Annotated in this window: 24 protein-coding genes and 1 tRNA gene; 12 read left to right on the forward strand and 13 right to left on the reverse strand. The window is 47.8% G+C overall.

The window, feature by feature from the left end; genetic code table 11:
* Positions 1-2: 2 nt before the first annotated feature.
* The 3 genes from groL (at position 3) to A1sIIB76_RS00425 (ending at position 2,859) form a co-directional block, all read left to right on the forward strand.
* On the forward strand, positions 3-1,625 hold the full coding sequence (groL, locus tag A1sIIB76_RS00415) for a chaperonin GroEL (protein ID WP_095674286.1): 1,623 nt from the start codon (positions 3-5) through the stop codon (positions 1,623-1,625).
* Between the two features lie 72 nt (positions 1,626-1,697).
* Positions 1,698-2,360 (forward strand): DUF3027 domain-containing protein, encoded by a 663-nt coding sequence (locus A1sIIB76_RS00420; protein WP_095696703.1) that lies wholly within the window; start codon positions 1,698-1,700, stop codon positions 2,358-2,360.
* A 115-nt stretch (positions 2,361-2,475) separates the two neighbouring features.
* Entirely contained in the window at positions 2,476-2,859 is a 384-nt protein-coding gene (locus A1sIIB76_RS00425; protein WP_095684284.1) for a cold-shock protein, read from the forward strand.
* On the opposite strand, the gene A1sIIB76_RS00430 is transcribed toward A1sIIB76_RS00425, so the two are convergent.
* The 4 genes from A1sIIB76_RS00430 to pdxH all read right to left on the reverse strand — a co-directional run bounded on the left by A1sIIB76_RS00430 (position 2,856) and on the right by pdxH (position 6,096).
* Positions 2,856-3,044, reverse strand: a complete 189-nt coding sequence (locus A1sIIB76_RS00430) for a DUF2530 domain-containing protein (protein ID WP_095696704.1) — start codon at positions 3,042-3,044, stop codon at positions 2,856-2,858. The two genes, A1sIIB76_RS00425 and A1sIIB76_RS00430, sit on opposite strands and share 4 nt — an antisense overlap.
* Before the next feature lie 82 nt (positions 3,045-3,126).
* Entirely contained in the window at positions 3,127-4,290 is a 1,164-nt protein-coding gene (locus tag A1sIIB76_RS00435) for an MFS transporter (protein WP_095696705.1), read from the reverse strand.
* A 3-nt stretch (positions 4,291-4,293) separates the two neighbouring features.
* Complete coding sequence (gene serC, locus A1sIIB76_RS00440) at positions 4,294-5,415, reverse strand: phosphoserine transaminase (RefSeq protein WP_095696706.1); 1,122 nt, start codon at positions 5,413-5,415, stop codon at positions 4,294-4,296.
* Between the two features lie 9 nt (positions 5,416-5,424).
* Positions 5,425-6,096 (reverse strand): pyridoxamine 5'-phosphate oxidase, encoded by a 672-nt coding sequence (gene pdxH, locus A1sIIB76_RS00445; RefSeq protein ID WP_190286242.1) that lies wholly within the window; start codon positions 6,094-6,096, stop codon positions 5,425-5,427.
* Between the two features lie 126 nt (positions 6,097-6,222).
* On the opposite strand from pdxH, the gene A1sIIB76_RS00450 reads away from it, so the two are divergent.
* The 4 genes from A1sIIB76_RS00450 (at position 6,223) to A1sIIB76_RS00465 (ending at position 11,120) form a co-directional block, all read left to right on the forward strand.
* Positions 6,223-7,338 carry a citrate synthase 2 gene (locus tag A1sIIB76_RS00450; RefSeq protein WP_095696708.1) on the forward strand — a complete coding sequence of 372 codons (1,116 nt, stop codon included), beginning with the start codon at positions 6,223-6,225 and terminating at the stop codon, positions 7,336-7,338.
* 11 nt (positions 7,339-7,349) lie between these two features.
* Positions 7,350-8,705: a cryptochrome/photolyase family protein gene (locus A1sIIB76_RS00455; RefSeq protein ID WP_095696709.1), complete on the forward strand. Its 1,356-nt coding sequence runs from the start codon at positions 7,350-7,352 to the stop codon at positions 8,703-8,705.
* A gap of 223 nt (positions 8,706-8,928) precedes the next feature.
* On the forward strand, positions 8,929-9,879 hold the full coding sequence (locus A1sIIB76_RS00460) for a sulfurtransferase (RefSeq protein WP_095696710.1): 951 nt from the start codon (positions 8,929-8,931) through the stop codon (positions 9,877-9,879).
* A gap of 56 nt (positions 9,880-9,935) precedes the next feature.
* Complete coding sequence (locus A1sIIB76_RS00465; RefSeq protein ID WP_223298772.1) at positions 9,936-11,120, forward strand: YeeE/YedE family protein; 1,185 nt, start codon at positions 9,936-9,938, stop codon at positions 11,118-11,120.
* Here A1sIIB76_RS00465 and A1sIIB76_RS00470 read toward each other — a convergent pair whose 3' ends face one another.
* Together A1sIIB76_RS00470 and A1sIIB76_RS00475 are read right to left on the reverse strand one after the other, a co-directional pair.
* Positions 11,121-12,461, reverse strand: coding sequence for a GGDEF domain-containing protein (locus A1sIIB76_RS00470; protein WP_125918774.1), 1,341 nt, complete (start codon positions 12,459-12,461; stop codon positions 11,121-11,123).
* A 95-nt stretch (positions 12,462-12,556) separates the two neighbouring features.
* On the reverse strand, positions 12,557-13,162 hold the full coding sequence (locus tag A1sIIB76_RS00475; protein WP_095696713.1) for a hypothetical protein: 606 nt from the start codon (positions 13,160-13,162) through the stop codon (positions 12,557-12,559).
* Between the two features lie 274 nt (positions 13,163-13,436).
* Between A1sIIB76_RS00475 and A1sIIB76_RS00480 the strand changes: the two genes are divergently transcribed.
* Positions 13,437-15,596 carry a DEAD/DEAH box helicase gene (locus A1sIIB76_RS00480; RefSeq protein ID WP_095696714.1) on the forward strand — a complete coding sequence of 720 codons (2,160 nt, stop codon included), beginning with the start codon at positions 13,437-13,439 and terminating at the stop codon, positions 15,594-15,596.
* On the opposite strand, the gene A1sIIB76_RS00485 is transcribed toward A1sIIB76_RS00480, so the two are convergent.
* Genes A1sIIB76_RS00485 through A1sIIB76_RS00495 form a run of 3 tightly spaced genes read right to left on the reverse strand, consistent with a single transcriptional unit; the run spans position 15,593 to position 19,057 of the window.
* Entirely contained in the window at positions 15,593-17,044 is a 1,452-nt protein-coding gene (locus A1sIIB76_RS00485; protein WP_095696715.1) for a hypothetical protein, read from the reverse strand. The two genes, A1sIIB76_RS00480 and A1sIIB76_RS00485, sit on opposite strands and share 4 nt — an antisense overlap.
* 21 nt (positions 17,045-17,065) lie before the next feature.
* Complete coding sequence (locus A1sIIB76_RS00490; protein WP_095696716.1) at positions 17,066-17,830, reverse strand: SDR family NAD(P)-dependent oxidoreductase; 765 nt, start codon at positions 17,828-17,830, stop codon at positions 17,066-17,068.
* Positions 17,831-19,057, reverse strand: coding sequence for a saccharopine dehydrogenase family protein (locus A1sIIB76_RS00495; protein WP_095696717.1), 1,227 nt, complete (start codon positions 19,055-19,057; stop codon positions 17,831-17,833).
* Positions 19,058-19,165: 108 nt separating this feature from the next.
* Between A1sIIB76_RS00495 and A1sIIB76_RS00500 the strand changes: the two genes are divergently transcribed.
* Positions 19,166-19,238 (forward strand) — tRNA-Arg (locus A1sIIB76_RS00500).
* A gap of 11 nt (positions 19,239-19,249) precedes the next feature.
* On the opposite strand, the gene purU is transcribed toward A1sIIB76_RS00500, so the two are convergent.
* From purU to A1sIIB76_RS06965, 3 genes are all read right to left on the reverse strand, one after another.
* Complete coding sequence (gene purU / locus A1sIIB76_RS00505; protein ID WP_095696718.1) at positions 19,250-20,089, reverse strand: formyltetrahydrofolate deformylase; 840 nt, start codon at positions 20,087-20,089, stop codon at positions 19,250-19,252.
* Positions 20,090-20,108: 19 nt separating this feature from the next.
* Positions 20,109-22,214, reverse strand: coding sequence for an MMPL family transporter (locus tag A1sIIB76_RS00510; protein ID WP_095684296.1), 2,106 nt, complete (start codon positions 22,212-22,214; stop codon positions 20,109-20,111).
* A 180-nt stretch (positions 22,215-22,394) separates the two neighbouring features.
* Entirely contained in the window at positions 22,395-22,619 is a 225-nt protein-coding gene (locus A1sIIB76_RS06965) for an FmdB family zinc ribbon protein (protein WP_095684297.1), read from the reverse strand.
* A gap of 110 nt (positions 22,620-22,729) precedes the next feature.
* On the opposite strand from A1sIIB76_RS06965, the gene A1sIIB76_RS00520 reads away from it, so the two are divergent.
* Genes A1sIIB76_RS00520 through A1sIIB76_RS00530 form a run of 3 tightly spaced genes read left to right on the forward strand, consistent with a single transcriptional unit; the run spans position 22,730 to position 26,273 of the window.
* Positions 22,730-23,242, forward strand: coding sequence for a copper resistance CopC family protein (locus A1sIIB76_RS00520; RefSeq protein WP_223298218.1), 513 nt, complete (start codon positions 22,730-22,732; stop codon positions 23,240-23,242).
* Entirely contained in the window at positions 23,239-25,131 is a 1,893-nt protein-coding gene (locus A1sIIB76_RS00525) for a bifunctional copper resistance protein CopD/cytochrome c oxidase assembly protein (protein WP_095684298.1), read from the forward strand. The genes A1sIIB76_RS00520 and A1sIIB76_RS00525 overlap by 4 nt, the downstream gene beginning before the upstream one ends.
* Positions 25,128-26,273, forward strand: coding sequence for an acyl-CoA dehydrogenase family protein (locus tag A1sIIB76_RS00530; protein WP_095684299.1), 1,146 nt, complete (start codon positions 25,128-25,130; stop codon positions 26,271-26,273). The genes A1sIIB76_RS00525 and A1sIIB76_RS00530 overlap by 4 nt, the downstream gene beginning before the upstream one ends.
* Here the strand turns inward: A1sIIB76_RS00530 and A1sIIB76_RS00535 are convergent, their stop codons facing one another.
* Positions 26,274-26,822: a 5-formyltetrahydrofolate cyclo-ligase gene (locus A1sIIB76_RS00535; RefSeq protein ID WP_095684300.1), complete on the reverse strand. Its 549-nt coding sequence runs from the start codon at positions 26,820-26,822 to the stop codon at positions 26,274-26,276.
* Positions 26,823-26,826 lie beyond the last annotated feature (4 nt).

The raw sequence follows: 26,826 nt of genomic DNA on the forward strand, positions 1-26,826 counted from the left end.
CTATGGCAAAGCAGATTGCCTTTAATGAAGAAGCCCGCCGCGGATTAGAGCGCGGAATGAATGTACTTGCTGACGCAGTCAAGGTAACCCTTGGACCCCGCGGTCGCAACGTCGTACTTGAAAAGAAGTGGGGCGCACCAACAATTACCAACGATGGCGTCTCAATCGCAAAAGAGATCGATCTCGATGATCCATGGGAGAAGATTGGTGCAGAGCTAGTTAAGGAAGTTGCTAAGAAGACAGATGATGTCGCTGGCGATGGAACAACAACTGCAACAGTTCTAGCTCAAGCACTTGTGCGCGAAGGACTTCGCAACGTGGCAGCTGGATCAAACCCAATGGCACTTAAGCGCGGAATTGAAAAGGCAGTAGATGCCATTGTGAGCGAACTTGGTTCAATGGCCAAGAGCGTTGATTCCAAGGAACAGATTGCAGCAACTGCATCTATTTCTGCCGCCGATGCCACTATCGGTGAAATGATTGCCGAAGCAATGGATAAGGTCGGCAAAGAAGGCGTTATCACGGTTGAAGAATCAAACACATTTGGTCTTGAACTAGAACTTACTGAAGGTATGCGCTTTGACAAGGGTTATGTTTCACCATACTTCGTCACAGATACAGATCGCATGGAAGCAGTTCTAGAAGATGCCTATGTATTAATCGTGAACTCAAAGATTTCAAATATTAAGGACCTAGTTCCAGTACTTGAAAAGGTAATGCAATCAGGTAAGCCACTTGCGATCATCGCTGAAGATATTGAAGGCGAAGCACTTGCGACCCTCGTTGTGAACAAGATTAAGGGAACATTTCGTTCAGCTGCGGTTAAGGCGCCAGGCTTTGGAGATCGTCGCAAGGCGATGCTGCAAGATATTGCCATCCTCACCGGAGCTACCGTTATTTCAGAAGAAGTTGGCCTGAAGTTAGAAACTGCTGGCCTAGAACTTCTTGGTCGCGCGCGCAAGGTTGTTATCTCTAAGGAAGAGACCACAATCGTTGAAGGCGGCGGAGATGACGCACAGATCAAGGGACGCGTTGCCCAGATTCGCACCGAGATCGAAAAGTCAGATTCAGATTATGACAAAGAGAAGCTGCAAGAGCGTCTTGCCAAGCTTGCTGGCGGCGTTGCTGTCATCAAGGCAGGAGCTGCAACTGAAGTAGAACTTAAAGAGCGTAAGCACCGCATTGAAGATGCTGTGCGCAACGCAAAGGCTGCAGTTGAAGAAGGAATCGTCGCCGGTGGTGGCGTGGCACTTCTTCAGGCAGCAACAGCAGCATTTAAGAAGCTCAAGCTAGAAGGCGATGAAGCAACAGGTGCCAAGATTGTTGAAGTTTCAATCGAAGCTCCACTGAAGCAAATTGCAATCAATGCTGGTCTTGAAGGCGGAGTTGTAGTTGAGAAGGTTCGCAACTTAGACGCTGGCTTCGGACTTAACGCAGCAACTGGAGAATATGTAGACATGATTAAGGCTGGCATCATCGATCCAGCTAAGGTCACACGTTCTGCTCTTCAAAATGCTGCATCTATTGCCGCACTCTTTATTACAACTGAGGCAGTAATCACCGATAAGCCTGAGCCAAAGGGTGCAAACCCTGCGCCACAGGGCGGCGGGGATATGGACTTCTAAATCCTTAGCGTAAAAAGTTAGGAAGGCCCTCGAGATTAACCTCTCGAGGGCCTTCTGCTTTACGATTAGCAGATGAAGTCATTTAACGCAGAATCCGTAGCACGCGATGCCGCTTTGGCAGATGCCGAATTTGCGACTCAGGTTGGCGACTTCGTCTCTGTTGAATACGATGACGATAATCGCGTAGCGACATATCTTTTCGACGCCGTCATTGCCGGCTATGTCGGTTGGCGTTGGTGCATCACACTTGCCAAAGTAGATAAAGATGCTGAACCAACTATTTGTGATGTCGTTATTTTGCCTGGCCCAGATTCTCTGATTGCACCTGATCACATTCCTTATATGGATCGCATCTTGCCCGAAGATATTGAACCGGGCGTTATTGTGCCAAGTATTTTGGAAGATACTCGACTTGTTCCTGGTGTGAACGCACTTGTGCAAGATGAAGACCTTGATGCAACCCAAGTATTTGATTTAGGCTTAGCGCGTCCTCGTGTTCTTTCCATCGAAGGTCGCGATCAAGCAAGCAAGCGTTGGTATTCAGGTGATCGCGGACCTAATACGCCACTGGCACAAGGTGCTCCTAAGCCATGCGCCTCCTGCGGATTTTTCTTACCGATCGCTGGATCACTTCGTTCAGCATTTGGCGTCTGTGCCAATGCAATCGCACCTGATGATGCCCGCGTGGTTTCTGTGGATCACGGGTGCGGGGCTCATTCAGAGGCAACTCTGTAAAACTTTTACGCCTAAAACCCGGTAGCACGCCCCATCGCAAATGCGATAAATTAGCGCCCTGTCCGAATCCCCCGGCTACTAAACGAGTACCGTAAGAATTTAAGGAGTAAGTGCAATGCCTACCGGAAAAGTTAAATGGTTTTCCCTTGAAAAAGGCTTTGGATTTATTGCATCCGATGAAGGCGAAGATGTTTATCTAGCCGGATCAGCACTCCCAGAAGGCGTTGCAACTGTTAAGCCTGGAACAAAGCTTGAGTTCAGCGTGATTGATTCTCGCAAGGGGCCACAAGCAATGTCTGTGCACATCATTGATGTACCGGTTTCTTTGGCTGAAAATTCACGCGTTAATAGCGATGATCTCGCTGCAATGATTGAAGACACCATCAAGATTCTTGATCGTGTTGGAAATGGTCTTCGTCAAGGACGCCATCCATCAGGTGCTGAAGCAGAGCGTCTTGGTCGTGTTCTTCGCGGAATTGCTTCGCAACTAGAAGCCTAAATACCGCTACGTCTACTACGACGTATTGTGTAACGAATACCCATAACGCCTAAGACGGCGCCCACCACACATGTCCAAATGATTTTGGATTCTGCATCAATAACTACTGCGACAGCGCCGGCGCCAATCCAGGCAATGGTTCCCACTGCAATAAGAGTGACCGCATTCTTGATGTTACTTGCCATAGTTAAAGCCTAACCTTAGTTACCAAGAAAAATAAGAGCGACTAGTGCAATAAGTGTGAGGACTGTAATAAGTCTGCGACTTTTATAGTTCATGTGCTGGCTCCGCATGCGATGGTATGAATTGAATAACAGCATAGGCGATGATCATCAGCACTGGCACCATCAAATATGCGCGAGAGATACCAAGGTGATCACCCAGAATTCCAAGTACGAATGGGGATAAACCAATTGCACTTCCGGCCGCCAGTGAGTTCTTTCCCATTGCTAAATCAGGACGGCCATCACTCAGGCCAATCAGTCGCAAGGATGAGAGTGTGAACTGACTTGATACCCCAAGACCAGTAACTAGCAATGAGAAGAAGCTAATTGTTAAGTTGTGTGAAAACCATAAGCCGGCAAAGCCAATGAATTGGGTAGCGATACAGATTTTAAGTTGAGTATCAATCTCCCATTGTTTAAGCAGAATCGGTCCATACCAACGCCCAATCGCCATGCCAGAACCAAATGCCACGACAGCAAGAGTTGCAATAGCAGGTGTGGCATCAGTACGGTCACGGATAAGTGCTGCCGCCCAGAAAGAGATTGCGAACTCACTAGCAATGCAAGCAAAGAAACCAAACCAGGAGATCCAGAAGTGGCCGGAAAGCTTGCCACCTTGTGGTCCATCTTCGTGCGGCACATGCGCCTGCTCATCTCTAATTCTGCGAAAGAAAAATAGATAGAGCACAAATGGCAAGACAGCCAGGATTCCGATGCGCCATTGATCTCGGAAACTATCTGCGACCAGTCCCACAGTCAGCGTGCCGATGACATAACCGATAGAACCAATCGCATTTGCTTGCGTGAGCGCCACCGCTGATTGCTTGCCATAGTGCCCCGTCAGTGAAGTGACAAAGTTATTAATGACAACTGAGACTCCAAAACCGGCAACAAGTGCCGCCAGAATTGTGAGTTCAACCGGAGGAGCTGCAACAAATCCGATCAAGCCGATGGAGAAAATGATGAGACCAATCCACCCAGTACTAGAGCGACCAAATCTATGCACAAGATGCGAATTAGAAAGACCGGCCATGATTGAGGCAACACCCATTGCAGTTCCATGAAGACCAGCGATAGTGAGCGATGTGCCTTGATCTGCGCGGAGCAACGGTTGTGATGGACCGAATGCTCCTAGGAAGATATTGACAGCCGCACCTTGTAGCGCGATTGTCCAGAAAAAGGAGTCGCGCTTTACCTTATGGGCCATGAACTAAAGCTTGGAGACGACAAAGTCGATTGATGCTGTGAGTGCATCAATATCGGCTGGGTCGACAGCGGGGAACATTCCGATGCGGAGCTGATTCTTACCAAGCTTGCGATATGGCTCGGTATCCACAATTCCATTAGCGCGCAGGGCTGCCGCAACTGCTGTGGCATCAATGGCATCATCGAAGTTAATGGTGCCAACAACATTAGAACGCTGGGCTGGGTTAGTAACAAAAGGAGTTGTGTAGCTGGTCTTTTCCGCCCATCCATAGAGACGTGATGCAGAATCAGCGCTACGACCAGCTGCAAACTTCAGGCCACCATTGGCATTCATCCACTTCACTTGCTCATCAAGGAGCATCAAAGTGACAAGTGCTGGCGTGTTATATGTCTGATCAAGTCGTGAGTTTTCAATAGCAATAGTGAGATCAAAGAATGCCGGAATCCAACGACCGCTGGCCTTAATCTTTTCGGCACGCGCGATTGCAGCCGGGCTCATGAGTGCCAGCCAGAGACCGCCATCTGATGCGAAAGATTTCTGTGGTGCAAAGTAATAGGTATCAAATTCTTTAGCGTTCACATCAAGGCCGCCGGCAGCAGAGGTGGCATCGACGAGCACGAGTGCACCGTCTGTTCCAGCCGGGCGTTTGATTGGCATCGAAACACCAGTTGAAGTTTCATTATGTGTTAGGGCATAGACATCGATACCGGCTTCGGCAACAGCTTCTGGATGTGAGCCGGGCTCAGATTTGATAACGGTCGGTTCACCAAGAAATGGTGCTTCTTTTGAAGCGCTGGCAAACTTTGATGAGAATTCACCGAAAACTAAGTGCTGGGAACGATCTTCGATAAGTCCAAGGGTTGCGATATCCCAAAATGCAGTGGATCCACCGTTACCAAGAATGACTTCATAGCCATCTGGTAGTGAGAACAGTGATGAGAGACCTTCGCGCACACTTTTCACAACGTTCTTTACCGGCTTTTGGCGGTGAGATGTTCCGAGAATGTAGTTACTGCCAGGTGCAGTTAACGCAGCAAGTGCTTCTGGTCGAATCTTTGATGGACCACAACCAAAACGTCCATCACGTGGTTTGAGGTTTTCGGGAATAATTATCTCTGCGCTCATGGGCAAAGACTAAGGGTAGTAACGACCTACTTCCCAATCTGAACTGGTGTTAGCCCGCTCATAGCGCAGGCGATCATGTAAGCGGGAGTAGCGTCCTTGCCAGAATTCGATGCTAATTGGCGTAACGCGATAGCCACCCCATTGCGGCGGGCAGGGAACGGTTGTTCCTTCCGGCCATTTCTGCGCAGCACCGGCATAGCGTTGTTCCAACTCTTCGCGGGAAGCTAAGGGTGCAGATTGTGCCGATGCCCAGGCGCCAATCTGAGAACCCCACGGACGAGTTGCAAAGTAATCTTCTGATTCTTCGCGCGAAATCTTTGCGGCAAATCCGCTGATTGAAACCTGCCGCTCCATGGCATACCAAGGAAAGAGAAGAGTGACTTGCTCGTGTAATTCAATCGCTTGTGCTTTGCGAGATGAGTAGTTAGTAAAGAAGGTAAAGCCACCATCTGATACATCTTTAAGTAACACTGTGCGCGTGGTGATGGCGTCTTGGCCTTGCGCATCACTACCTAAAGTGGATAAGACCATCGCATTGGCTTCGACGATAAAGTCATTTGCCGCAGCTTCAGTGAGCCAGCTACCAAATGCGGCAAAGGGATCAGCCGGCAAGGACTCGAGTCCGACCTCGCCATAAGAGCGGCGCATGGCTCTGATTGCATCGCGTTCCATCTGGCTCATGGATGTATCGAACCTCACTTTTGGCATGTGTGCACCCCCGCCCGATGTGGTGGTCAGCACCCCCGCGTTAGGTGCAGAATTGGCTCCGAATCAAAGAGTAAAAAGCCGATATTGAAGGAGCTCACCGTGTCAGATGATTTCAAGCCAGGCCTTGAAGGCGTAATTGCATTCGAATCTGAAATTGCAGAGCCAGATAAAGAAGGTAGCGCCCTTCGCTATCGCGGCGTTGATATCGAAGACCTTGTAGGACGCGTTTCATTTGGAAATGTGTGGGGACTCCTCGTTGATGATGAATTTAATCCAGGCCTACCAAATGCAGAAGCATTCCCACTACCAGTTCACTCAGGTGATGTGCGCGTAGATATTCAATCTGCGATTGCAATGCTTGCTCCATCATGGGGTTTTAAGCCACTACTTGATATTTCAGATGAAGAAGCACGCAGCAACCTTGCGCGTACATCTGTGATGGTACTTTCTTATCTTGCACAATCTGCCCGCGGAATCTTTGCAAATCCGGTATCAGAGGCAGCAGTTGATAAGGCGCATACTGTCGTAGAGCGCATGATGATTCGCTGGCGCGGAGAACCCGATCCAGCACACGTGCGCGCAATTGATGCTTACTTTGTATCAGCTGCCGAACACGGAATGAACGCTTCTACATTTACCGGTCGCGTTATTGCATCAACTGGCGCCGATGTCTGCGCCGCACTTTCTGGTGCAATTGGTGCGATGTCAGGTCCACTTCACGGCGGCGCCCCATCTCGCGTTCTTCACATGATTGAAGAAGTTGAGAAGACTGGAAACGCCGAAGCATATGTAAAGGGATTACTTGATCGCAAAGAGCGCCTGATGGGATTTGGTCACCGCGTCTATCGCGCTGAAGACCCACGCGCTCGCACACTTCGTCGCACTGCAAAAGAACTCAACGCACCACGTTATGCCGTTGCCGAAGCACTTGAAAAGGCAGCGCTGAAAGAACTCCATGAGCGTCAACCAGATCGCGTGCTAGAAACAAACGTTGAGTTCTGGGCCGCAATCATTCTTGATTTTGCAGAAGTACCAGCTCCGCTCTTTACCTCAATGTTTACCGCAGCCCGCACCGCAGGATGGTCTGCGCATATTCTTGAGCAAAAGCGCACTGGTCGTTTGATTCGTCCATCAGCTCGTTATGTCGGTAAGGCTCCTCGTAAGCCGGAAGATGTTAAGGGCTGGGATGCAACTGTCGAGCAGCTTCACAAGTAGTTTCAGGCACTATGCGAAACATCATCTGGTTTCGCCGCGACCTTCGCATTGGTGATCATCCGGCGCTGCTAGCGGCGATGGAAAACAGTGATGAAATTGTGCCGCTCTTTATTTTAGATAAGGCACAGATTGCTGAAGCTGGGGAAAAACTGCTTGCCTATATGGGGCAATCTCTGCGCGCACTTGATCAATCACTGGGCAACACCTTGCATATTATTGAAGGCGATCAAGTTGAAGTCTTGAAGGAACTTATTGCACGTTATGACGTGAAAGAAGTTCATATCTCGGCTGAGTATGAACGCTACGGCGCAGCGCGTGATGCACGAGTTGAAGCTGCTGGAATTCCACTAGTTCGTACTGGCTCTCCTTACGCAGTTGCGCCAGGTCGGGTTCGTAAACCAAGTGATGACACCCCGTACAAGGTCTACACACCTTTCTACCGCGCATGGCGCACACATGGCTATCGCTCACCTGCTGCAACACCAAAAAACATTAAGGCACCGATTCCGCCTGCTGAATATCGAGCATTTCCGGATTTTGTTATGCCAGCTGATGTTCACGTGATTGAAGCGGGGGAGGCTGCTGCGCTGAAAAGATTTAAAGAGTTTTCTAAAAAAGGTCTTGATTCCTACGATGAGAACCGCAACTTTGCCGGCATTGATGGCACCTCAAAGATGAGCACCTATCTAAAATTTGGTGAGATCCACCCACGCACCTTGCTGGCAGATTTAGGTGAGAGCAAATCACATGACACATTCCGCAAAGAGATTGCCTGGCGCGAGTTCTATGCCGATGTGCTCTGTAATAACCCAGATACTGATACCGAGTACTACGCACCGAAATTTAAAGAGATGCGTTATGACAAGCCAGGAAAGCAATTTAAAGCATGGTGTGAAGGAAAGACTGGTTACCCATTTGTTGATGCAGCTATGCGTCAATTAGTGCGAGAAGGATGGATGCATAATCGCACCCGCATGGTGGTGGCATCTTTTCTTGTCAAAGATCTGCACTTGGAGTGGCAGTTAGGAGAGCGCTTCTTTGCCCAGCACTTAGTTGATTACGACGTTGCATCTAATGCCCACGGTTGGCAATGGACGGCCGGCACCGGCACCGATGCCTCTCCGTATTACCGCGTCTTTAATCCAATAGAGCAAGGCCGACGCTTTGATGAAAACGGTGATTACATCCGTAGATATGTGCCAGAACTTGCTCACCTAAGTGCGGCTGAAATTCATGAACCTTGGTTATTCCTCGATGGCTATTCACATAACTATCCAGAGCGCATTGTCGATCATGCAGTTGAACGCATTGAATCACTCGAGCGATTAAAAGAGATTAAGGCAGATAAGCCCGAAAAACCGTTGTAGTTTTGTCGCATCTGCAAGTGATTCGCAATTTTACTTCACAAGCCTCTTTCACTATCTTTTCCCAGTATTCACAACTCGGCAAAGGAGTCACGATGTTATTTACTAAACGTCGCATTATTGACTACTGCCGCATTTCAACAACAAGTTGCTGATTTAGCTTCCTTTTGCATTATCTAGCTTTATCAAATCTATTTTCATACCCAACAACAAACAGAGGAAAAATATGTCAATTTCAAGAAAAGTATTAGCTGCCGCAGCGGTTGCAGTGCTCTTTACATCAACTGGTGTTATTCCAGCTGATGCACGTCCGAAGAATCAAGCTCGCGCAGTAGCGCAACCTGATTGGCTAGAACAGAACATCGATAATCCAAATGTTCGTATCATCGAGGTAAGTACTGAGCCTGGCATCTACGAGCGTGGTCACATCAAGAACTCGATTAAGTTTGTCTGGCACACCGATCTCGTTGACACAGTAAATCGCGACATCATCAGCCAAGCTAACTTCACCGCACTTGCACAAAAAGCTGGCATCAGTGATGACACAACCGTTGTCCTATATGGTGATAAGAACAACTGGTTTGCGGCATGGGGAGCGTGGATATTTAATATCTACGGTCAAAAAGATGTTCGCGTGCTAGATGGTGGACGCGTTAAGTGGGAAAAAGACGGTCGTGCTCTCACAACCGCTGTTCCAACATTTAAGGCAGGTAACTTTGTAGCAAATAACGCTGATAAGAACTTGCGTGCAAGCTTGGCCAAAGATGTTCTTCCGGTAGCGAAAAAGACAAAGATTGCAGCGCTGATTGATATCCGCGGCGCAGATGAGTTCAGCGGCAAGCTCTTTGCTGCTCCTGGCTTCCAGGAACTAGCAGTACGCGCGGGCCATATCCCAGGTGCAATCAACGTCCCATGGGGTTCAAATGTAAATACTGATGGAACTTTTAAGACAGTTGCAGAACTTAAGAAGCTCTATGCTGATAAAGGCGTAACTGGCACAGATCAGATCATTACGTACTGCCGTATCGGTGAGCGCTCATCACTGACCTGGTTCGTACTCAGCGAAATTCTTGGATTCCAAAAGGTCAAGAATTACGATGGATCATGGACTGAGTACGGAAACTCAGTAGGTGTTCCAATTAATAATCCTTCCGGAACAATTTGGGGAGCTGCGTAATTAGCACCTCACAGCAGTCAGAGAAGAGCCCCGATAGCCTCGGGGCTCTTCTTCCTGTGTGGACTCGCACTGAAAAGATTCGAACAGCAATCTCACTTGGAGTAATTGCTGCGCTATTGGGAACTGCCTTCATTCTCTCTTCATCGGAGAACTCATCCACTGCGCCCATATCACTTCTGATTGGCGCCAGCCTTGGTCTATTGCTTGAACGTGGTCGATTCTGCTTCTTCTGTATTTTCCGTGACGGAATTGAAGATAAGAACACCACGCCATTTCTATCGATTCTTATTGCAATTGCTACCGGATCTATCGGTTACGCAATCATTTTCGGACAATTTCTGCCAGATACAACAACCGAACGCCTGCCACCGGTTGCCCATATTGGACCTGTGAGTTGGGTGCTCGTACTTTCTGCCTTCGCATTCGGCATTGGTATGGCACTTTCTGGTGCCTGCATTAGTGGCCATCTTTATCGTCTCGGGCAAGGTTATATTCGCGCTATTCCGGCGCTGATCGGAACGCTCATCGGTTTTGTTCTTGCATTTCTTTCTTGGAATTGGCTTTATCTAAATGCAATCGCAGATGCACCAACCATTTGGCTTCCGCATTACTTTGGATATTCAGGTTCGCTCATCATTACCTTCATAGCCCTGATTGCACTCGCTCACTTTGTCATCAGAAAAGGCAAGAATTCAGATCCACTGCGCGTTGTCTATGCAGGACAGATTTCTATCGCGGCATCACTAAAACGTGCCATTACTGATCGCTGGAGCCCAATCACCACTGGGCTGCTCGTGGGAGTTGTTGGAACTATCGCCTACTTACGTGTTGAACCGCTAGGTGTCACACGTCAAATAAGCACGCAGGCAAGAACATTCATGACTGAGAATAAAATTGGCGATGACACTCTGGTTGGCCTTGATCGGATGGCTGGATGTATTGCTGTCGTTTCTGAAACCATCACTAATAATGGTTGGCTCATCCTCGGCATCGTGGCATCATCTTTTGCAGCGGCTTTGGCTGGCAATCGCTTTAAGCCAGCACTTCCTACCGTGCGAAATGGCGCAACAGCGTTACTCGGTGGAGTTCTCTTAGGTTGGGGCTCCATGATTTCACTCGGGTGCACCATTGGTGTTCTCCTTTCTGGCACACAAGCATTTGCCCTCTCTGGTTGGGTCTTCTTCGCCTTTGTATTTCTTGGCAGTTGGGTCGGAATCAAAGCCAAACTTCACACGCTCTAATTACCGAGCTTCGATAACTCCAGCACCTGTTCGCTTTGCTTCATACATTGCAGCATCAGCACGTTCAAGAAGGCTGTTTTCGCCATCATTGTGAGCGTGGCCAATACTGACGCCAATAGTGATGCTGTGGCCACGAATAATAAATGGATAACTTAAAGTTGCTTGCAGAGCAAATGCTGCCTCTAAAGTTCTTTCGTAGCTGCCATTAATCAAGACACCAAACTCATCACCACCGAGTCTGGCAAGGACAGCGCCTGTTGGCAGCGATCGACTAAATCGCTGCGCCACTTGTTGCAAAATCAGATCACCCACCTCGTGGCCGTATTGATCATTGACTGGTTTAAATGCATTGAGGTCAAGGAGTAAGAGCGCACCTTCGGTCTCTGAATATGTGGCAAGTTCTGCCACTAAGCGACGACGGTTAGGAAGTCCGGTTAGCTCATCGGTGCGTGCTAGCACCTTCTCTTCCCCAAGATTTCGTGCTTGTCTAATCACTATTGTCATTCGGATAAAGGCAAGAAAGAGGGTGGCGATAGTGGGAATGAGAATATAGATAGAGAAGATTCCGGGACGTAGCGCCATCAACGCGAGCAGAGTGGGGCTAATGAAGATTGAGAGTGCAATAAAGACTGGATGAATTGTCACCTCAGATGTAGTTGCGCTCTGTGCATGCCAAAAGGAGCTAGCAATGATGACAATTCCTATCAGCCAGCCATCATCGGAAATCTGACCGAAGGTGTAATTGTTATTGACGGAGAGCCACAGGTAGAACAGATCTGATGCGCTAAAGATAAGAATTCCAAGAAAGAGCAAGAGCGCACGCTTCTGTAGTCGATGCGTGATCACCGCTATTGCGGCCAGTGTAAGGAGTAATAAATCCGATACCGGAAATAACAGTGAGAAGAATTGATCTTGCACGTCAGAGATAGATTCTGGAAATACTTTCGAGAGAAAGAGCGCAGTGGCAATTGCTGAGATACCGAGCCCAAAGATCACTGAATCGAGCACTTCAATGGGATTTAATCGGCGCCCGCGCGAGAGAGTACGAGGGATGGCAACGAGTAAGAGTGGGTAGAAAAAGAGGTAACTGAGCTGGGCAAGAAACTGTGAAGTGTTGGAAAGTGGGTAGAAATCGGCGTAGCTATTAAGGAGTGAGCCAACTCCCCAGAAACCAATGGCAAGTGATGTCGTGGCAACTGCCACCGGGTCATTGCTTAAGGGTGCTTGGGTAATTGCCGCAATCGCAAAGATCCAGATTGCGTTATAGGCAATGAGATCGAGGGCTAGTGAGTTGCTGTGAATAAAGAGTTTAAGCAAGAGATGAAGCAGTAGGAGTGCCACCGGAAGAAACCTGATAGCGCGATACACCTAAGAATTAAACAGGGGTGCTACCCCCTTATGAATAGGGGAATCGTTACAGCAGGTGAGCTATTGGCTTAGTAACCCTTTTTGCAGAGTAAGCCGGCTGATGATTGTGCATCAGAGACGCTATCTTTAAATGCAGCTGGAGCGCTGAGTAAGAGCGCTTTCTTTGACTCAAGATCTTTCACCTGTGCCGAAAGCTTTGACTTGGAGCTGCTGAGAATAAGCACAGCATTTGCAAGTTTTGATAGCGCGCCAGAAAGTGCCAGTTTTTCAGATGCATTAGTGGAGGCGTTCATAGATGCCTGTGACTTTGTCACCTGGGCACGTGCACTTTCATATGCGGTAGTCACATTTGCCAGAGCTGCGACCGCTTTCTCAAGTTCAGCATCAAGTTCAGCAGTTTGTGCAGAAATATCACCTACGCTTTTTTGAGCCTTCACAGCGGCCTGGAATTGAGTAATTGCAGTTACGCACTCAACTGATAACCAGGTGAGCTTTGAATTCTTGACCATTGAATTCTTGGCACACTTGTACTTATAACCTGAGACAGAAGTTGTCGCATTGAGCTTTGAGCAAGCAGTGCCGTTGCTGATCTTGGCAGCAGATGCGGGCGCTGCGAAAAGTCCACCAGCGATAACTACAGTTGAAAGTAATGTGGCTGCTAATTTGCGGGACATCGTGTTCCTCCGTCGGGTATGCGGCAATGGTAGCGAGACTGAGTTAAATTCCCGTGTAAAGGCGCTCTTTCAAGCATAGAAAATCGTGTGAATTTTGAATCTCAAATTGCGTGTATGATTAACCCATCGACGCACCCTGCATCGATGTACTTCCCCCAAAGTGCGCCAGATGGCCACTTACTTGCGAGTCTTATCAAGACCCTGATGGCCCTAGTTCAGCTAGCTGGCCGATCTAACCGAGACGCGCTTGTCGTCTCGATTGGTATCTATTTTCATGTCTCTACAAACACGTACCCCTGCCCCCGGCAAAGCTCGTCGCGCCGCAAAAGGCAAGCCCCGTCACACAACTGCCCAGAAGGCTGCGCGTAAGACCGTAGCTGCTAAGCCTGCTGCTCGCGGAACTGCAAAACGCAGCGCGGAATCAAAGCCAATAGTTGCCAAGTCAACTATTGCCAAGAAGGCAACTACTGAGCGTTATTCAGATCGCGAAGTTGTTAGTAAGAAGGACGTTCGTTTAGCTGATCGTTCAAAGCTACGCGCACAACGTTTTCAGGAGCGCACCGCATCTAAGTCAAAAAATATTGAAGGCGCACCAAAAGGTAATCCAAAGCAGAGCCGCGAAGAGCGCACATTCTCAAAGCCAGCAAAAGCATTTAAGGGATCTGCTCCAAAGCGCGCTGAATCTACATCGCGTTCTGCAAAGCCAGTCTCACGTGCGGCAAAGTTTGTGGAAGATCGCGCAGAGCGCGAATCACGTCCGTTCCGTCCAGATCGTCCAGAGCGTCCAGCGCAATCAGATACCCGTCCAACAAATCGTCGCGAGGCAGTGAAGGCAAAGATTGCACGTTCTGATGATGGTCGTCCAAACTTTATCCCGCAAAAGCGCGAAAAATTTAATCCAAGTGCGCCACGTGGTGCATCAACCCGCAGTGCTTCAGCACGAAGTGCAGCACCAACTCGCGATACCGAAACTTCACAGCGTCCAGCTCGTGATCGTCGCAATGACTCACCGGCCTATGCCCGCGATGATCGTCGCGCATCAAAGACTCATTCAAATGTGGCAACCGATTTCGGCGCAGATGATAATTACATTTCAGTAAATTTAGCTGATGCCAACTTAGTTGAGGCAACACCTCTTTCTGAAGTAACAACTACTTTCCGTGACCTAGGAATCGCACCAGCGCTCTCAAACGCCCTTAGCGCCCAAGGAATCATGCATCCTTTCCCTATCCAGATTGCAACACTTCCAGATGCACTAGCTGGCCATGACATCTTGGGTCGCGGACAAACTGGTTCTGGAAAAACTCTAGCTTTTAGCCTTGCACTGCTGACAAATATCAGCGACAAGGTTGCTCGTCCACATAAGCCACTGGCACTGATCTTGACCCCTACTCGCGAACTCGCGCAGCAAATTGATGAAGTACTTCGTCCACTAGCACGCGCAGTTGGCCACGAATCAGTAGTTATCGCTGGCGGAATGCCATATGCAAAGCAGATCACTGCCATGCGTAAAGCAACCGCAATCTTGGTGGCAACACCAGGTCGCCTGATTGACTTGCTCAATAAGAATGAAGTTCAGCTCGATCAACTTCAGATCACAGTTCTTGATGAAGCAGATCAGATGGCAGATATGGGATTTCTTCCGGTTGTGAAAGAAATTCTTGATCAAGCACATCTTGGTGGACAGCGTCTGCTCTTCTCAGCAACACTTGATCGCGGCGTGGATTCACTTGTGAAGCAGTACCTGAAGAATCCAAAGACACACTCATTACAAAATGACCGTGCTTCGGTTTCAACTATGGAACACCATGTTCTACAGATGCACCCTGGCGATAAAGATGACATCACATCCCAGATTGCAGCACGTAATGGAAAGACAATTCTCTTCGTAAAGACACAACGCGGCGCAGATCGTTTAGCGGACAAGCTTGCTAATGCCGGTGTTCCAGTTGGCGCATTGCACGGTGGAAAGTCACAGGCAGTGCGTACTCGCACCCTTGCCCTCTTTAAGGAGCAAGAGAATTCAGCTCTCGTTGCAACAGATGTCGCAGCACGCGGTATTCACGTTGATGGAATCTCACTAGTAGTTCACGTAGATCTTCCACAAGATCACAAGGATTACTTACACCGTTCCGGTCGTACAGCTCGCGCTGGCGAATCAGGAACTGTTGTCACTCTCTCCTCATCAAAGAATTCACGAGCAGTATCAGGACTTCTTACACGCGCAGGTGTGACACCGAAGTTCCATGATGTTCGCCCACTTGATGAAAAGCTGATGGTCCTTACGGGTGCGCAAGAGCCAACAGGTGTTCCTTATATTCCACCTATCGTTGAACGTAAGAGCCCACAAAGTGGATCACGTTCAGGTGGCGGCAATCGTCGTGGTGGTAGCAGTGGTGGATATCGCGGTGGCAATAGCCGTCGTGGTCGCTAACTAGCCGCCATAATCTCGAAGTAGGAAGTTTCCAAGGTTGTAAAGTTACTTACAATCCACGAGATTTCTAAATTTGTTAGTCGAGAATCAGTATCAACGTTAAGTCTCTGCGCGCGCGAGTCAATCTCCTGAGCCTGGGATTTTAACGAGTTTATCTGAGCAATCTTCTCTTTTGAGAATTTTCTACTTGAGGATTCCTTTAATGAGGTGTCTAGCATTTGCTGAATCTTTCTCGCCTTTAACCCAAGTTTTTGGACAGATATAATCTTCGCTTTAAGTTGGGCCAGTTGTTGTGGTGATAGCGCTACAACTGGAACAGGCGCGGTTCTAGGAGCGGCTTCCACCTTTCCAATTTGGGACCAAGTAAAGACTCCAGAGCTATTAGCTCTACAAACTAAGTTAGTACCAGAAGGCTTTAATGCAGGAAGAATCTGATCCTTATAGGTTGAGGGACATGCACCTTCTGGAATCACCTGCAGGAGTTGCACGGGAGCTGGATGTAGATAAGTAGCCGAAAAAGTTCCAGATGCTAGGCAGGATATTTCTAATCGCAGTTCAATTTCCTTGCTACCTGTATATGAGATGTAACCAAACCCATGCAATCTATCGAACCCACTTAGAGGCAAACTAACGTCAGAATATGTCGAAGGGATGCCAGGCCCATATGCGAGAGTCTTTACATCTAATCCAGACTGATCTAGCAACTTGGCAACGCAGCTATCCAGTCGCTTGGTAGTAGAAAAAGTGATATTTGATTCGGTCGCAAAATAGCCATCTTCAAGTGGTTTCAAACTATTTGCTACCCTCTTTGCATCTGGGAAACCAACTCTGATTTCCCCCAGTGGTTCCACACTTATATTTGATGGCAATACATTCTTTACCTCAGACTTAATTATTGGTTTTTGTAGCAAGGTCAGAGTTGGAAGAAGGCTATTTGAGTTTAGCGCCCACTCTATTGTGTAGCTTTGAATAGAGTATTCGGGGCACTTGAATGTGAAGGCAAGTGGAAGATTATTCTTGGAAGAGAGATCAACTGGTATCAGATATTCTTTTTTCTGACGATAAAAAACTCCTTCGTAAGAATCTGCAACTCCCCAGTTATAAACAAGAAAGCTCGCACAGTGCCCGAGGTATAGATCCTCTGCAAGCTCAAGACGTAAAATTGATTCCGATTCGATTGAACTTAACAGTGTCAATTTGCTTGAAGGTTTTTCTCTTGGTATCTCTTTGACAGTTATTGGCGCCTTCTCTTCTTTGTTTGCCCCAGTCTGAGTCCAAATGAGCGACTTCCCGACCTTCTTACACACGAGTTTTATAGAGTTTGAGACTTTAATTGCACCGTTCTTACTGCAGACTGACCCCGATGATGTTTGTGCCGCAATCGATGGTGACGTCAATCCAGAGACAAGTGACAGAGCGAGGAATGCGGTGAAAACAATTTTTTTCATATCAAATTAAATCACAGTCGCTTAGCGCTGTTTCTTTCGCACATTCATCCCGATTTGGCGTACAAAACTTCTTGGCGCAATTGAAATAATTGCGACAAGTAACTTGTATTGCCATCCTGGAATACTCACCGGCTTAGCTGCCCGTGCATCTTTCCAAGATTGCGCCACTAACTTATCGGCGTTAAGCCACATGAAACTTGGCAACCCTTTCATCTTCATTCGTCCACGCTGATGAAATTCGGTGCGAGTAAAGCCGGGGCAGAGCGCAGAGACAATAACGCCAGTTCCTTTGAGCTCTGTGTTCAGTGATTCAGAGAGCACGGTCAGATATGACTTAGCCGCGCTATATGTTCCACCAGCAATAAAGCCGGCAACGGATGACACATTGATAATCGTGCCAGATTTACGCTCTTTCATCCCGGGCAAGATCACATGCATTAAACGCATGGGCGCCCGCACCAACACATTGAGTAAATCTTGTTCATCGCCCAAGTCACTTGCCGTAAAGGCCTTGTTGATACCAAAGCCTGCGTTGTTAATTAGCACTTCTATTTCATAGCTCTGAATGTATTTCTCAACAGATTTCACACCACTTTTGGTAGCTAAATCTGCCGGCAGTACAAATGTTTGAATCCCATACTTCTCACGTAGCCCAGCAGCACGTTCATGTAGTCGGGCTTCATCGCGAGCAACAAGTGCGATGTTGTAACCCTTGGATGCCAGTAAGCGCGTGAAACTTTCGCCTATTCCGGCAGTTGCACCAGTTACTAGAGCCCACTGCGTCATTTAAATAACTATTCCTTGCGTATCTTCATCGCGAATATGCCAGGAAGATCCGTACTCCTTAATCAAATCAAGGAAGGGTTGTGCGACAAACCATTCTGGGCCAGAAATTCCTTCTGGCTTCCACTGCCCAGTTGAAATAAGTTCGAGTGCAATCATGGGGTTAATTGCGGTCTGCCAGACAACAGCCTGGTTGCCATAGTTCTTCATCGACCACTCGTTATCTACAACGTTATAGATATAGACAGCCTTTGGTTTTCCATCCTTACCTAAACCTTTTACTAGCGTTCCGGCACATGTCTTTCCATGCATGAGATCACCGATAGTTGCCGGATCAGGCAAGAGCGCAGCCAGTAGGTCGCGTGGTGAGACTTCCACACTTCCCACCTTCACCTTTTCTTTCTTATCAAGGCCAAGGGTATGAATGGTTTTGAGCGTCTCGATGAATTGTGCACCAAGGCCATATTTAAAGCGCACTTGCTTGGCTTTTACTTTCTGGGGGATGAGCACAACTTCCTCATGCTCCACGTTTACACATTCAACAGGTCCAATGCCATCTGGAAAATCAAATGTTTCGATTTCACTAAAAGGCTCAGTTGTATACCAACCACGACCTTCTTCATAAATCAGTGGTGGATTAAGGCACTCCTCAATTGTGGTCCAGATAGAAAAGGATGGCGCGAAGTCATATCCATCGACTGTCAGGTTCGAACCATCCATCACCGCTAGGTAATCAATACGGGAGAAGAGTTCGTCTTGGGCATAGCGGGCAAAGACATCGCTCATACCTGGTTCGATTCCCATACCAACAACGGCGTAGATTCCTTTATCGCTCCATATCTTTTGGCGAGCAAATTGCTCATCACCTAATTTGATTCCAGGTTTATTAGTTGGGTCAGTGGGATGAGCAATTGATAGTGACATCGCCATATCCATGTAGTGCACACCTTCTTCTTCACATGCAAGAAAGATTGGCATAACAAATCGTGGGTCTACCGCGTTGATCACAATATCGGGAGACACTTTGCGAATGAGGGCACGGATGTTATTCACATCAGAGGCATCGACTTCTTGCGCCGAAAACCTGGAATCATTTGCTTTTGCTACAGCTGCCTGAGCCCGCGCGAGTGTGTAATCTGCAATAACCATTGATGTAATAAAGGGTCTACGTGCTGCGATATTTGCGATTGCACTGCCAACTCCGCCTGCGCCGATAACGAGCGCTTTCATGGGTGGCCTCTCATATTTCTTAAAACACACTTCCTATAAGTGTGTTCGGGGAAGGTTATCTCTACCGATAACCTTTGCCAAGCATCTTCCATACGTGATGATGCCCACGTCCCCGTAGCTCAGTGGATAGAGCAACCGCCTCCTAAGCGGTAGGTCGCAGGTTCAACTCCCGCCGGGGACACAAATTAGATATTAGGAAAATATCACTGTGCGCTGACCGACGATAAAGATTCGATCTTCGGCAAATAACTTCACTGCTCTTGCTAGTACACGGCGTTCAATATCGCGGCCACGGGCAATCATCTCTTCCGGAGTTGCCGCATGGTTTACGTGCGCAACATCTTGTTCAATGATGGGACCCTCATCTAAATCAGAGGTCACAAAGTGCGCTGTGGCGCCAATGATTTTCACACCGCGATCATGAGCCTGGTGATAAGGCTTGGCACCTTTAAAGCCAGGTAAGAATGAGTGGTGGATATTAATAATCTTTCCGGGCATTGCTGCACAGAATTCCTTGGAGAGTATCTGCATATATCTGGCTAGGACTACAAAATCTATTTTGAGTTCGGCAATCTTTGCCAGCATCACTTTTTCTTGTTCTGCCTTTGAGGCTGCGGTGACTGGCAGGTATAAGAATGGAATTCCGTGTGATTCAACCAGGGACTGCAAATCTTCCCGATTAGAGATCACCAGTGGGATTTGAATAGGAAGTTCACCTAATTCAAGCAGATACATCAAATCTCTGAGGCAGTGGCTCTCTTTAGTAACAAGAATGAGAGCGCGTGGCTTTTCATCGGTAGGCCGGATGTGAAGTGAAGGAGAGAACTTTCCTAGCCCATCGCTCAAGCTCTTCTTTGCCGCATTTAGGTCTTGTGAGGTTTCAAAGCGAGTGCGCATAACAAAAGTATTTGTAGCGGTATCTGTGAACTGTTGGTTCTCGATGATATTTCCACCGCAGCTAAGCACAGCAGAAGTCATCGCATGCACTATTCCTGGCTGGTCTGCACATTGCAGGGAAGCTATGAGATCCATAGCCCAAGGGTAAAGGTAACTAGTGCGTAATCGTAAATCGCTGCATCCACTTTGGCGCCCACCAGTTGCGTTCGCCAAATAGGCGCATGAGAGCAGGTACCAAAAGGGCGCGAACGATGGTGGCATCAAGAATTACTGCCAGTGCCACACCAAATCCCATTGATTTAATCGATGTGACGCCACTTGTGATGAAGGCGGCGAAGACCACGGCAAGTAGTACAGCGGCGGCGGTAATAATGCGAGCAGATCTTTGAAGTCCAGTTGCAACAGCTTCGATATTTGATTTACCAGCCAGATGTTCTTCTCGGATGCGAGAGAGCAAGAAGAGCTCATAATCCATCGAAAGACCAAAGACTACGACGGCAATTAAAATGACAATAGAGGTATCAAGTGTTCCGGTGAGAGTAAAGGAGCCGACTAACCATTGCAGGTGACCATCGATGAAGACCCAGGTGAGAACGCCCATGGTTGCGGCTAGTGAAAGCACATTAAGTAGCACGGCCTTAATGGGAAGAATGATGGAGCCGGTAAAAACAAAGATTAATACGAAAACACTGAGTGCAATCCAACCCAATGCCCACGGCAATGTTTTGGAAATACCGTCCTGTGAATCTGTGTAGTCAGCTGCAACTCCACCGACGAGCGTTCCTGCTGGTGAATCGAGATCACGAATATCGTGAATCAACTTCTGTGCATCAGGAGTGCGTGGCAACATTGAATGGAATGCCACAAGGCGAACATCTTGGCCAATTACCTGCGGTGGTTGAACCGCCACAATTCCAGAGACGTTGGTAATTTCTCTCACATATTGGTCAACTTCCAGAGTTTTATCCGCGCCAGCAAAGACAATAATTTCTACTGGATTATTTGTCTGCCCCGCAAATCGATCTGCTTGTAGCGCAGTTGCGATTGCTGCCGGATTTGATGCCGGCAACATTCTTGAATCACCTTGTGCAAATTTAATGTTTTGAACAGGTGCGGTGAGAATTCCTAGAATTACCAGCGAAAGAATGACTACCGCCGTTGGGCGTTTCATCACAAGTCTGGCGGTCTGAGCCCAACGACCGTCTTCCTTGGGAGTAATTGAAGACTTACGGATTACTCCTTTATCAATTCTTGTACCTAAGAGAGCCAAAATTGGCGGAAGTCCAAAGAGTGCACCAACGACTGCAAGTGCAACGACTGAAACTCCGGCGTAACCAAAAGATTTCAAGAAAGGAAGCGGGAAGAAGGTAAGTGAAACCATAGTGACCAGAACAGTGAGTCCTGAGTAAAAAACAGTTTTACCAGCGGTTGCCATGGTGGTGACAATCGAATCTTGCACGTTCTTACCATGGTGAATTTCTTCGCGGAAGCGGTTGACCATCAAGAGCGCGTAATCAATACCAAGGCCAAGGCCCATACCGGTGGTGAGATTAAGAGCGTAGACGCTGACATTTGTGAAGAGTGAGATCAGGTAAAGAATAAAAAAGGCCCCAATAATTGCAGCTACACCAACAATAAGTGGCATGGCAGATGCGGCCAGTGCGCCAAAGACGAAGGCGAGGAGAATAAATGTCAGCGGGATAGATACGATCTCGGCAATCTTCAAATCTGAAGCAATTTTTTCAGAGATGGCATTTCCTACAACAGAAACTCCACCTGGATATAAAGTGAAGCTTCCATATTTGCCTTCGTACTTATCCTGAAAAACTGCGCCGAGTTCCTGGCTTTCGGGTGAAAATGCATCTGCTTCACCATAAATTAAAATGTAGGCAGCACGGCCGTCTTTAGATATCAGCGTTGCTTCCCCGCCTGAGCTCCAGTAGGAGAGAGTCTTAGTAACACCTACTTCGCTAGCTATCTTGGCCTCTAGCGATTTTGCTTCTTGCACAACATCTGGACTAGTTACTTCTCTGGTGCCGGCATCCACTACAACGACTACAGAGGGATCGTTAATTTTTAAGTCATCTCGGAGATACTCATAGACTTTGTAAGAATCACTCTTTGGATCTGAATATCCACCGGCATCAAGGCGACTAAAGATGAGTGAGCCAAAGACACCAGAAAGAATTATTCCGATGAGAAAGAGTGCTAATCCCTCTTTTTTCCTGCGTACAAGCAGGTGCCCGAGCCTCTCAAACATAGACATAAGTATGTAGGATTCGATTATGAAATTCGAATTTGGTCACAGGTGTTCTCGCTCATGAGCGATGTGTTTCCCGTAACAACTGAGGACGAACGCGACCCACGTGAAGACCAGAAGGAAGATAGCAAGCGTGAGGAAGAAATTAGAGGGGATAAACCCCCACATCACGACGAGTAGTTATTCGCTTGCAGCTGCAGGTTTTGGTTCTGCCGCCGCCGCAGGTTTTGCAACAGAGTCTGTCTTATAGAAACCAGATCCTTTAAAAACTACGCCAACAGATGAATACACCTTGCGAACTTCACCCTTGCATTCAGGGCACTCGGTTAGGGGCTCTTCCGAAAAACTCTGAAACGCCTCGAAGGCATGGTCGCAGGCGTTGCACAGGTATTGATAGGTAGGCAATGTGAGACCTTTCTCAAGAGGGATATCTATGCCTAAGTCTAAAGAAGTGAGACGATAGGCGCGAATCCACGGGATTCACGAGCGCGAAGGAGATTCAAGCAGTGAAGCGAATGACAGCAATTGCACTTATTGCAGGGGTACTTTTACTGAACCCGCAAACGGTATTCGCTAATACGCTGGTTGCAACAACTCCGGTTGCAGGTGCCTCACTAGATAGCGCGCCGAGCGCCGTAACAGTCACAACCGAAATCGCTCTCATGGATGCTGGCAATGAAGTGACAGTCACTGATCCATCAGGTGCTCGAGTTGATGATGGCGCACTCACAATCGATGGAGTCAACGCAGTTGTTGGCCTCAAGCAACTTGTAAAGACTGGAATCTACACAGTCAACTATTCGCTGTTGGCAGAAAATGATGTTCCACTAGTTGGAAAATTCACCTTTAATTTTGCAGAACCAACTGTGATTGAACCAGTTGCACCACAACCAACACCAACTCAGGCAACAACGCCGTCGGGAAATAATGTGGGTACAACGACATTTGTCCTCGGCCTCTTACTTGCAGCACTCGTCGTAACCTTGGCTCTTGCACGATATGCTCGAAAGATTTATAGGGAGCGATGAATTCTCTGTCAGGAGATCTGACTCAGGCAAGTTCTTTCATTAGCGCTGTTGGGACAGTCAATAAGTCTTTACTCATACTTTCGGCTTGTGTTTTGGTCGGCGTGCTTCTTTCCTTTGGTTTTTTGCTGATTGAACATGGCGGTAAATTACAGAGCTCGGCAGGCAAATTACGAAAGTTCGGTGAAATCGCTGCCGGTATCTGGCTTGTGACAAGTTTTTTAGAAATAACAATCACCCTTGCAAATATTCTCGACTCTTCCCTCGGCGCAGCACTTGAACCCACAACCTTTCGCTCATTTATCACCCAGGTAGATCTGGGAAGATTCCTCTTTGCCCAAACTATTGCCGCTGCAGTAGTTCTCGTTGGGCTTCGTTTTATCACCACCGCACTGCAATCAATTGTCTTTCTCGCTATTACTCTGATGGGTCTAGTTGCACCTGTATTCCAAAGTCATTCAGCAGCGGCTGGTTCTCACGCCCTGGCAATTGGTTCCCTTGTGGTGCATGTGGTTGCACTTTCACTCTGGGTGGGTGGCCTCTGTGCAATTGCACTGATTGCAGATGCTGATCGAAGAATTGCGCTGCCTCGCTTTAGCCAACTCGCGCTATGGGCAGCAATTGCAGTCGTTATTAGCGGAGTGACAAATGCATGGTCACGTTTAGATTTTGCACAGGCGTGGTCAACTTCCTATGCCCGCATTGTGATTGCAAAAGCAGTGCTCACCTTAGTTTTAGTCTTCATTGGTTATCGCAATCGGCGCAAGCTCGCACAAGGAGTTCATACTGGTTGGTCGCTACTGACTCGAGTGATTGTTTATGAAGTTCTACTTATGGGCGCGATAGTCATTCTCGGCAGTTGGCTCTCTAAGACAGAGCCGCCAGTGGGTGCGCAAGCTGCATATAGCCCGGCAATTGCAATCGTAGGTTTCCCGGCACCGGCTGAACCAAACTTCATGCGCATACTCACTGTTTATGATCCAGATGCGCTGATAATCGGCATCCTTATTACTTTGGTTGCGCTGTACATAAAGGGTGTATCAATCTTGAAAAAGCGTGGAGATGCTTGGCCAGTTGGTAGAACAATTTCATTCGCCCTCGGTATTGCGGCAATAGATTTTGCAACAAGTGGCGGTTTAGGCGTCTATGCACTCTTCTCTTTTCAGTATCACATGATTGCGCACATGATTCTAGGAATGCTCGCCCCCATCGGTTTAGTACTGGGTGCACCACTTACGCTTGCACTGCGCACACTTCCACAGGGTCGCACGCCAGAGGAACGCGGTGTGCGCGGATCACTGCTGGCAGCGCTGCATTCAAGGTATTCGGTGATCATCACGAATCCAGTCGTCGCACTTGCCTTGTTTGACGGTTCCCTGTTCGTTCTCTACTTCACCAATCTCTTTGGTGATCTCATGCAGAACCACGCTGGTCACTTCTTTATGAATGTGCACTTCTTGCTCGCTGGCTATCTCTTCTTCCATGTGATTATTGGAATTGACCCAAATCCACGCAAAGTTCCGCATGTGGTTCGCATCGTTATCTTGTTTGCCGCAATGAGCATTCACGCATTCTTTGCCATCTCATTACTAGCAACATCTACCTTGATTGATGGTGGCTACTACAAGTCAATTGCAACTCCGTGGGTGACAGACTTGTTAGCTGACCAACATGCAGCTGGCTCAGTGGCATGGGCAATGGGTGAAATACCAGTACTTCTTGCAATTACCGCAACTTTTATTCAGTGGATGCGCGATGATTCTCGCGAAACTAAGCGGATAGATCGCAATGAAGCCCGCATGGCGGCCATGGGTGAACCAGATGACTTGGCGCAATACAATAATTATCTAAGTAAATTACAGCGCCGCAGCGAGAGAGAAGGTCAGCAATGAGTCTAGAAAACGTCTTCATACTTCCTGCTGAATACAACGACCTTCGCGATAGCGTGAGAGCGCTGGCTGAAAAAGAGATTGCACCTTTTGCGCGCGCTGTAGATGAAGAACATAGATATCCGCAAGAAGCACATAACGCACTCGTGAAATCTTCACTCTTCGCAGCCCATGTTCCAACTGAGAATGGTGGCGATGGCGCAGACGCTCTTGCCACCTGCATCATCATTGAAGAGGTAGCGCGAGCATGTGGTTCGGCATCTCTTATTCCGGCAGTAAATAAATTGGGATCACTTCCTCTTATTCTTGGTGGAAATAAAGAACAGAAAGAGCGTTGGCTTCGCCTGCTGACTCAAGGAAAAGGTTTCTCCTACTGTCTTTCCGAATCTGAAGCAGGCTCTGATGCATCAGCACTAAAGACAACGGCGGTGCGCAAAGGTGATGGCTGGGTCATTAACGGAAGCAAGAAGTGGATTTCTAACGCAGGTGAATCTGAGTTCTACACAGTTATCGCACAAAGTGATTCATCACTTGGCTCAAAAGGAATCACCGCATTTGTCATTGAGAAATCTGATCCCGGAGTCTCATTTGGCGCACCTGAGAAGAAGATGGGCTTTCGTGGTTCACCAACGCGCGAGGTGTATTTCGATAATGTGGAAGTTGGCGATGATCGTCGCATTGGTGAGGTGGGCAAAGGTTTTGCACTGGCCATGGACACTTTAGATCACACTCGAATTACCATTGCCGCCCAAGCTCTCGGTTTAGCTCAGGGCGCTTTTGATGTGGCAAAGAAGTATTCCCATGAAAGAAAACAATTTGGAAAAGAGATTTTTGACTTCCAAGGCGTGCAATTCATGTTGGCAGATATGGCTATCGGCATCGAATCTGCCAGACAACTTACCTACGCCGCCGCTGCTAAAAGTGAACGTGGTGATAAAGATTTACGTTTCTTCTCTGCCTCAAGTAAGACCTATGCAACCGATGTTGCAATGAAGGTAACGACAGATGCAGTGCAAGTTCTTGGCGGTTACGGCTATGTCTCTGATTACCCAGTTGAGCGCATGATGCGTGATGCCAAACTCACTCAGATTTATGAAGGCACCAACCAGATTCAAAGAATAGTAATTGCTCGAAATCTTCCTTAACTATCGCTGAAAGCGGATAACTAAATCTGGAGTTGCTGCTGCATGAAGTGGGATATCCCATTGCTCGCGCGGTAGATCTTCACTAGAGATTTCATCAGGATGAATAAGGCCAATTGAAAATGCAGAAAATTGTGGAAGTGCTCTGTCGTAATACCCACCACCTTGTCCTAGGCGATATCCACTGCGATCAATTCTGAGAGCGGGCACAACAATTACTTCAACATCGCCAAGGTCGGTAACGGCCGGACCTTTCGGTTCCGCAATCTTCTTACTCTGTGAAATCTGACTTTGCTCGCCATTCCAGCTCACCCACTCAAGATCCTTACCTGCTATTCGAGGCAGAAGCAGAATCTTTCCTTTTTTAATTAGCGCCAGATTCAGGGCTGTTGTGTCAGGTTCATCTGAATATGAGATGTAGCTTGCAACAACTTTTGCTTTGTGAAACTCCTGTGAATCAGCAAGATGTTCAAAAGAGTGTTCTAGATAACGTTCACTTCGCTCACGACGGTAACGAGTACGAAGGCTGTCTTTTTCTTCGCTGATACCCATGGAA

The organism is Candidatus Planktophila versatilis (assembly GCF_002288265.1).
GTDB lineage: Bacteria > Actinomycetota > Actinomycetes > Nanopelagicales > Nanopelagicaceae > Planktophila > Planktophila versatilis.

Bases quoted from the DNA above. Each gene is read 5' to 3' on its own strand.
- groL (WP_095674286.1), top strand. From the start codon at position 3: ATGGCAAAGCAGATTGCCTTTAATGAAGAAGCCCGCCGCGGATTAGAG.
- A1sIIB76_RS00420 (WP_095696703.1), top strand. From the start codon at position 1,698: ATGAAGTCATTTAACGCAGAATCCGTAGCACGCGATGCCGCTTTGGCA.
- A1sIIB76_RS00425 (WP_095684284.1), top strand. From the start codon at position 2,476: ATGCCTACCGGAAAAGTTAAATGGTTTTCCCTTGAAAAAGGCTTTGGA.
- A1sIIB76_RS00430 (WP_095696704.1), bottom strand. From the start codon at position 3,044: ATGGCAAGTAACATCAAGAATGCGGTCACTCTTATTGCAGTGGGAACC.
- A1sIIB76_RS00435 (WP_095696705.1), bottom strand. From the start codon at position 4,290: ATGGCCCATAAGGTAAAGCGCGACTCCTTTTTCTGGACAATCGCGCTA.
- serC (WP_095696706.1), bottom strand. From the start codon at position 5,415: ATGAGCGCAGAGATAATTATTCCCGAAAACCTCAAACCACGTGATGGA.
- pdxH (WP_190286242.1), bottom strand. From the start codon at position 6,096: ATGAGCCAGATGGAACGCGATGCAATCAGAGCCATGCGCCGCTCTTAT.
- A1sIIB76_RS00455 (WP_095696709.1), top strand. From the start codon at position 7,350: ATGCGAAACATCATCTGGTTTCGCCGCGACCTTCGCATTGGTGATCAT.
- A1sIIB76_RS00460 (WP_095696710.1), top strand. From the start codon at position 8,929: ATGTCAATTTCAAGAAAAGTATTAGCTGCCGCAGCGGTTGCAGTGCTC.
- A1sIIB76_RS00475 (WP_095696713.1), bottom strand. From the start codon at position 13,162: ATGTCCCGCAAATTAGCAGCCACATTACTTTCAACTGTAGTTATCGCT.
- A1sIIB76_RS00480 (WP_095696714.1), top strand. From the start codon at position 13,437: ATGTCTCTACAAACACGTACCCCTGCCCCCGGCAAAGCTCGTCGCGCC.
- A1sIIB76_RS00485 (WP_095696715.1), bottom strand. From the start codon at position 17,044: ATGAAAAAAATTGTTTTCACCGCATTCCTCGCTCTGTCACTTGTCTCT.
- A1sIIB76_RS00490 (WP_095696716.1), bottom strand. From the start codon at position 17,830: ATGACGCAGTGGGCTCTAGTAACTGGTGCAACTGCCGGAATAGGCGAA.
- A1sIIB76_RS00495 (WP_095696717.1), bottom strand. From the start codon at position 19,057: ATGAAAGCGCTCGTTATCGGCGCAGGCGGAGTTGGCAGTGCAATCGCA.
- purU (WP_095696718.1), bottom strand. From the start codon at position 20,089: ATGGATCTCATAGCTTCCCTGCAATGTGCAGACCAGCCAGGAATAGTG.
- A1sIIB76_RS00510 (WP_095684296.1), bottom strand. From the start codon at position 22,214: ATGTTTGAGAGGCTCGGGCACCTGCTTGTACGCAGGAAAAAAGAGGGA.
- A1sIIB76_RS00520 (WP_223298218.1), top strand. From the start codon at position 22,730: ATGACAGCAATTGCACTTATTGCAGGGGTACTTTTACTGAACCCGCAA.
- A1sIIB76_RS00525 (WP_095684298.1), top strand. From the start codon at position 23,239: ATGAATTCTCTGTCAGGAGATCTGACTCAGGCAAGTTCTTTCATTAGC.
- A1sIIB76_RS00530 (WP_095684299.1), top strand. From the start codon at position 25,128: ATGAGTCTAGAAAACGTCTTCATACTTCCTGCTGAATACAACGACCTT.
- A1sIIB76_RS00535 (WP_095684300.1), bottom strand. From the start codon at position 26,822: ATGGGTATCAGCGAAGAAAAAGACAGCCTTCGTACTCGTTACCGTCGT.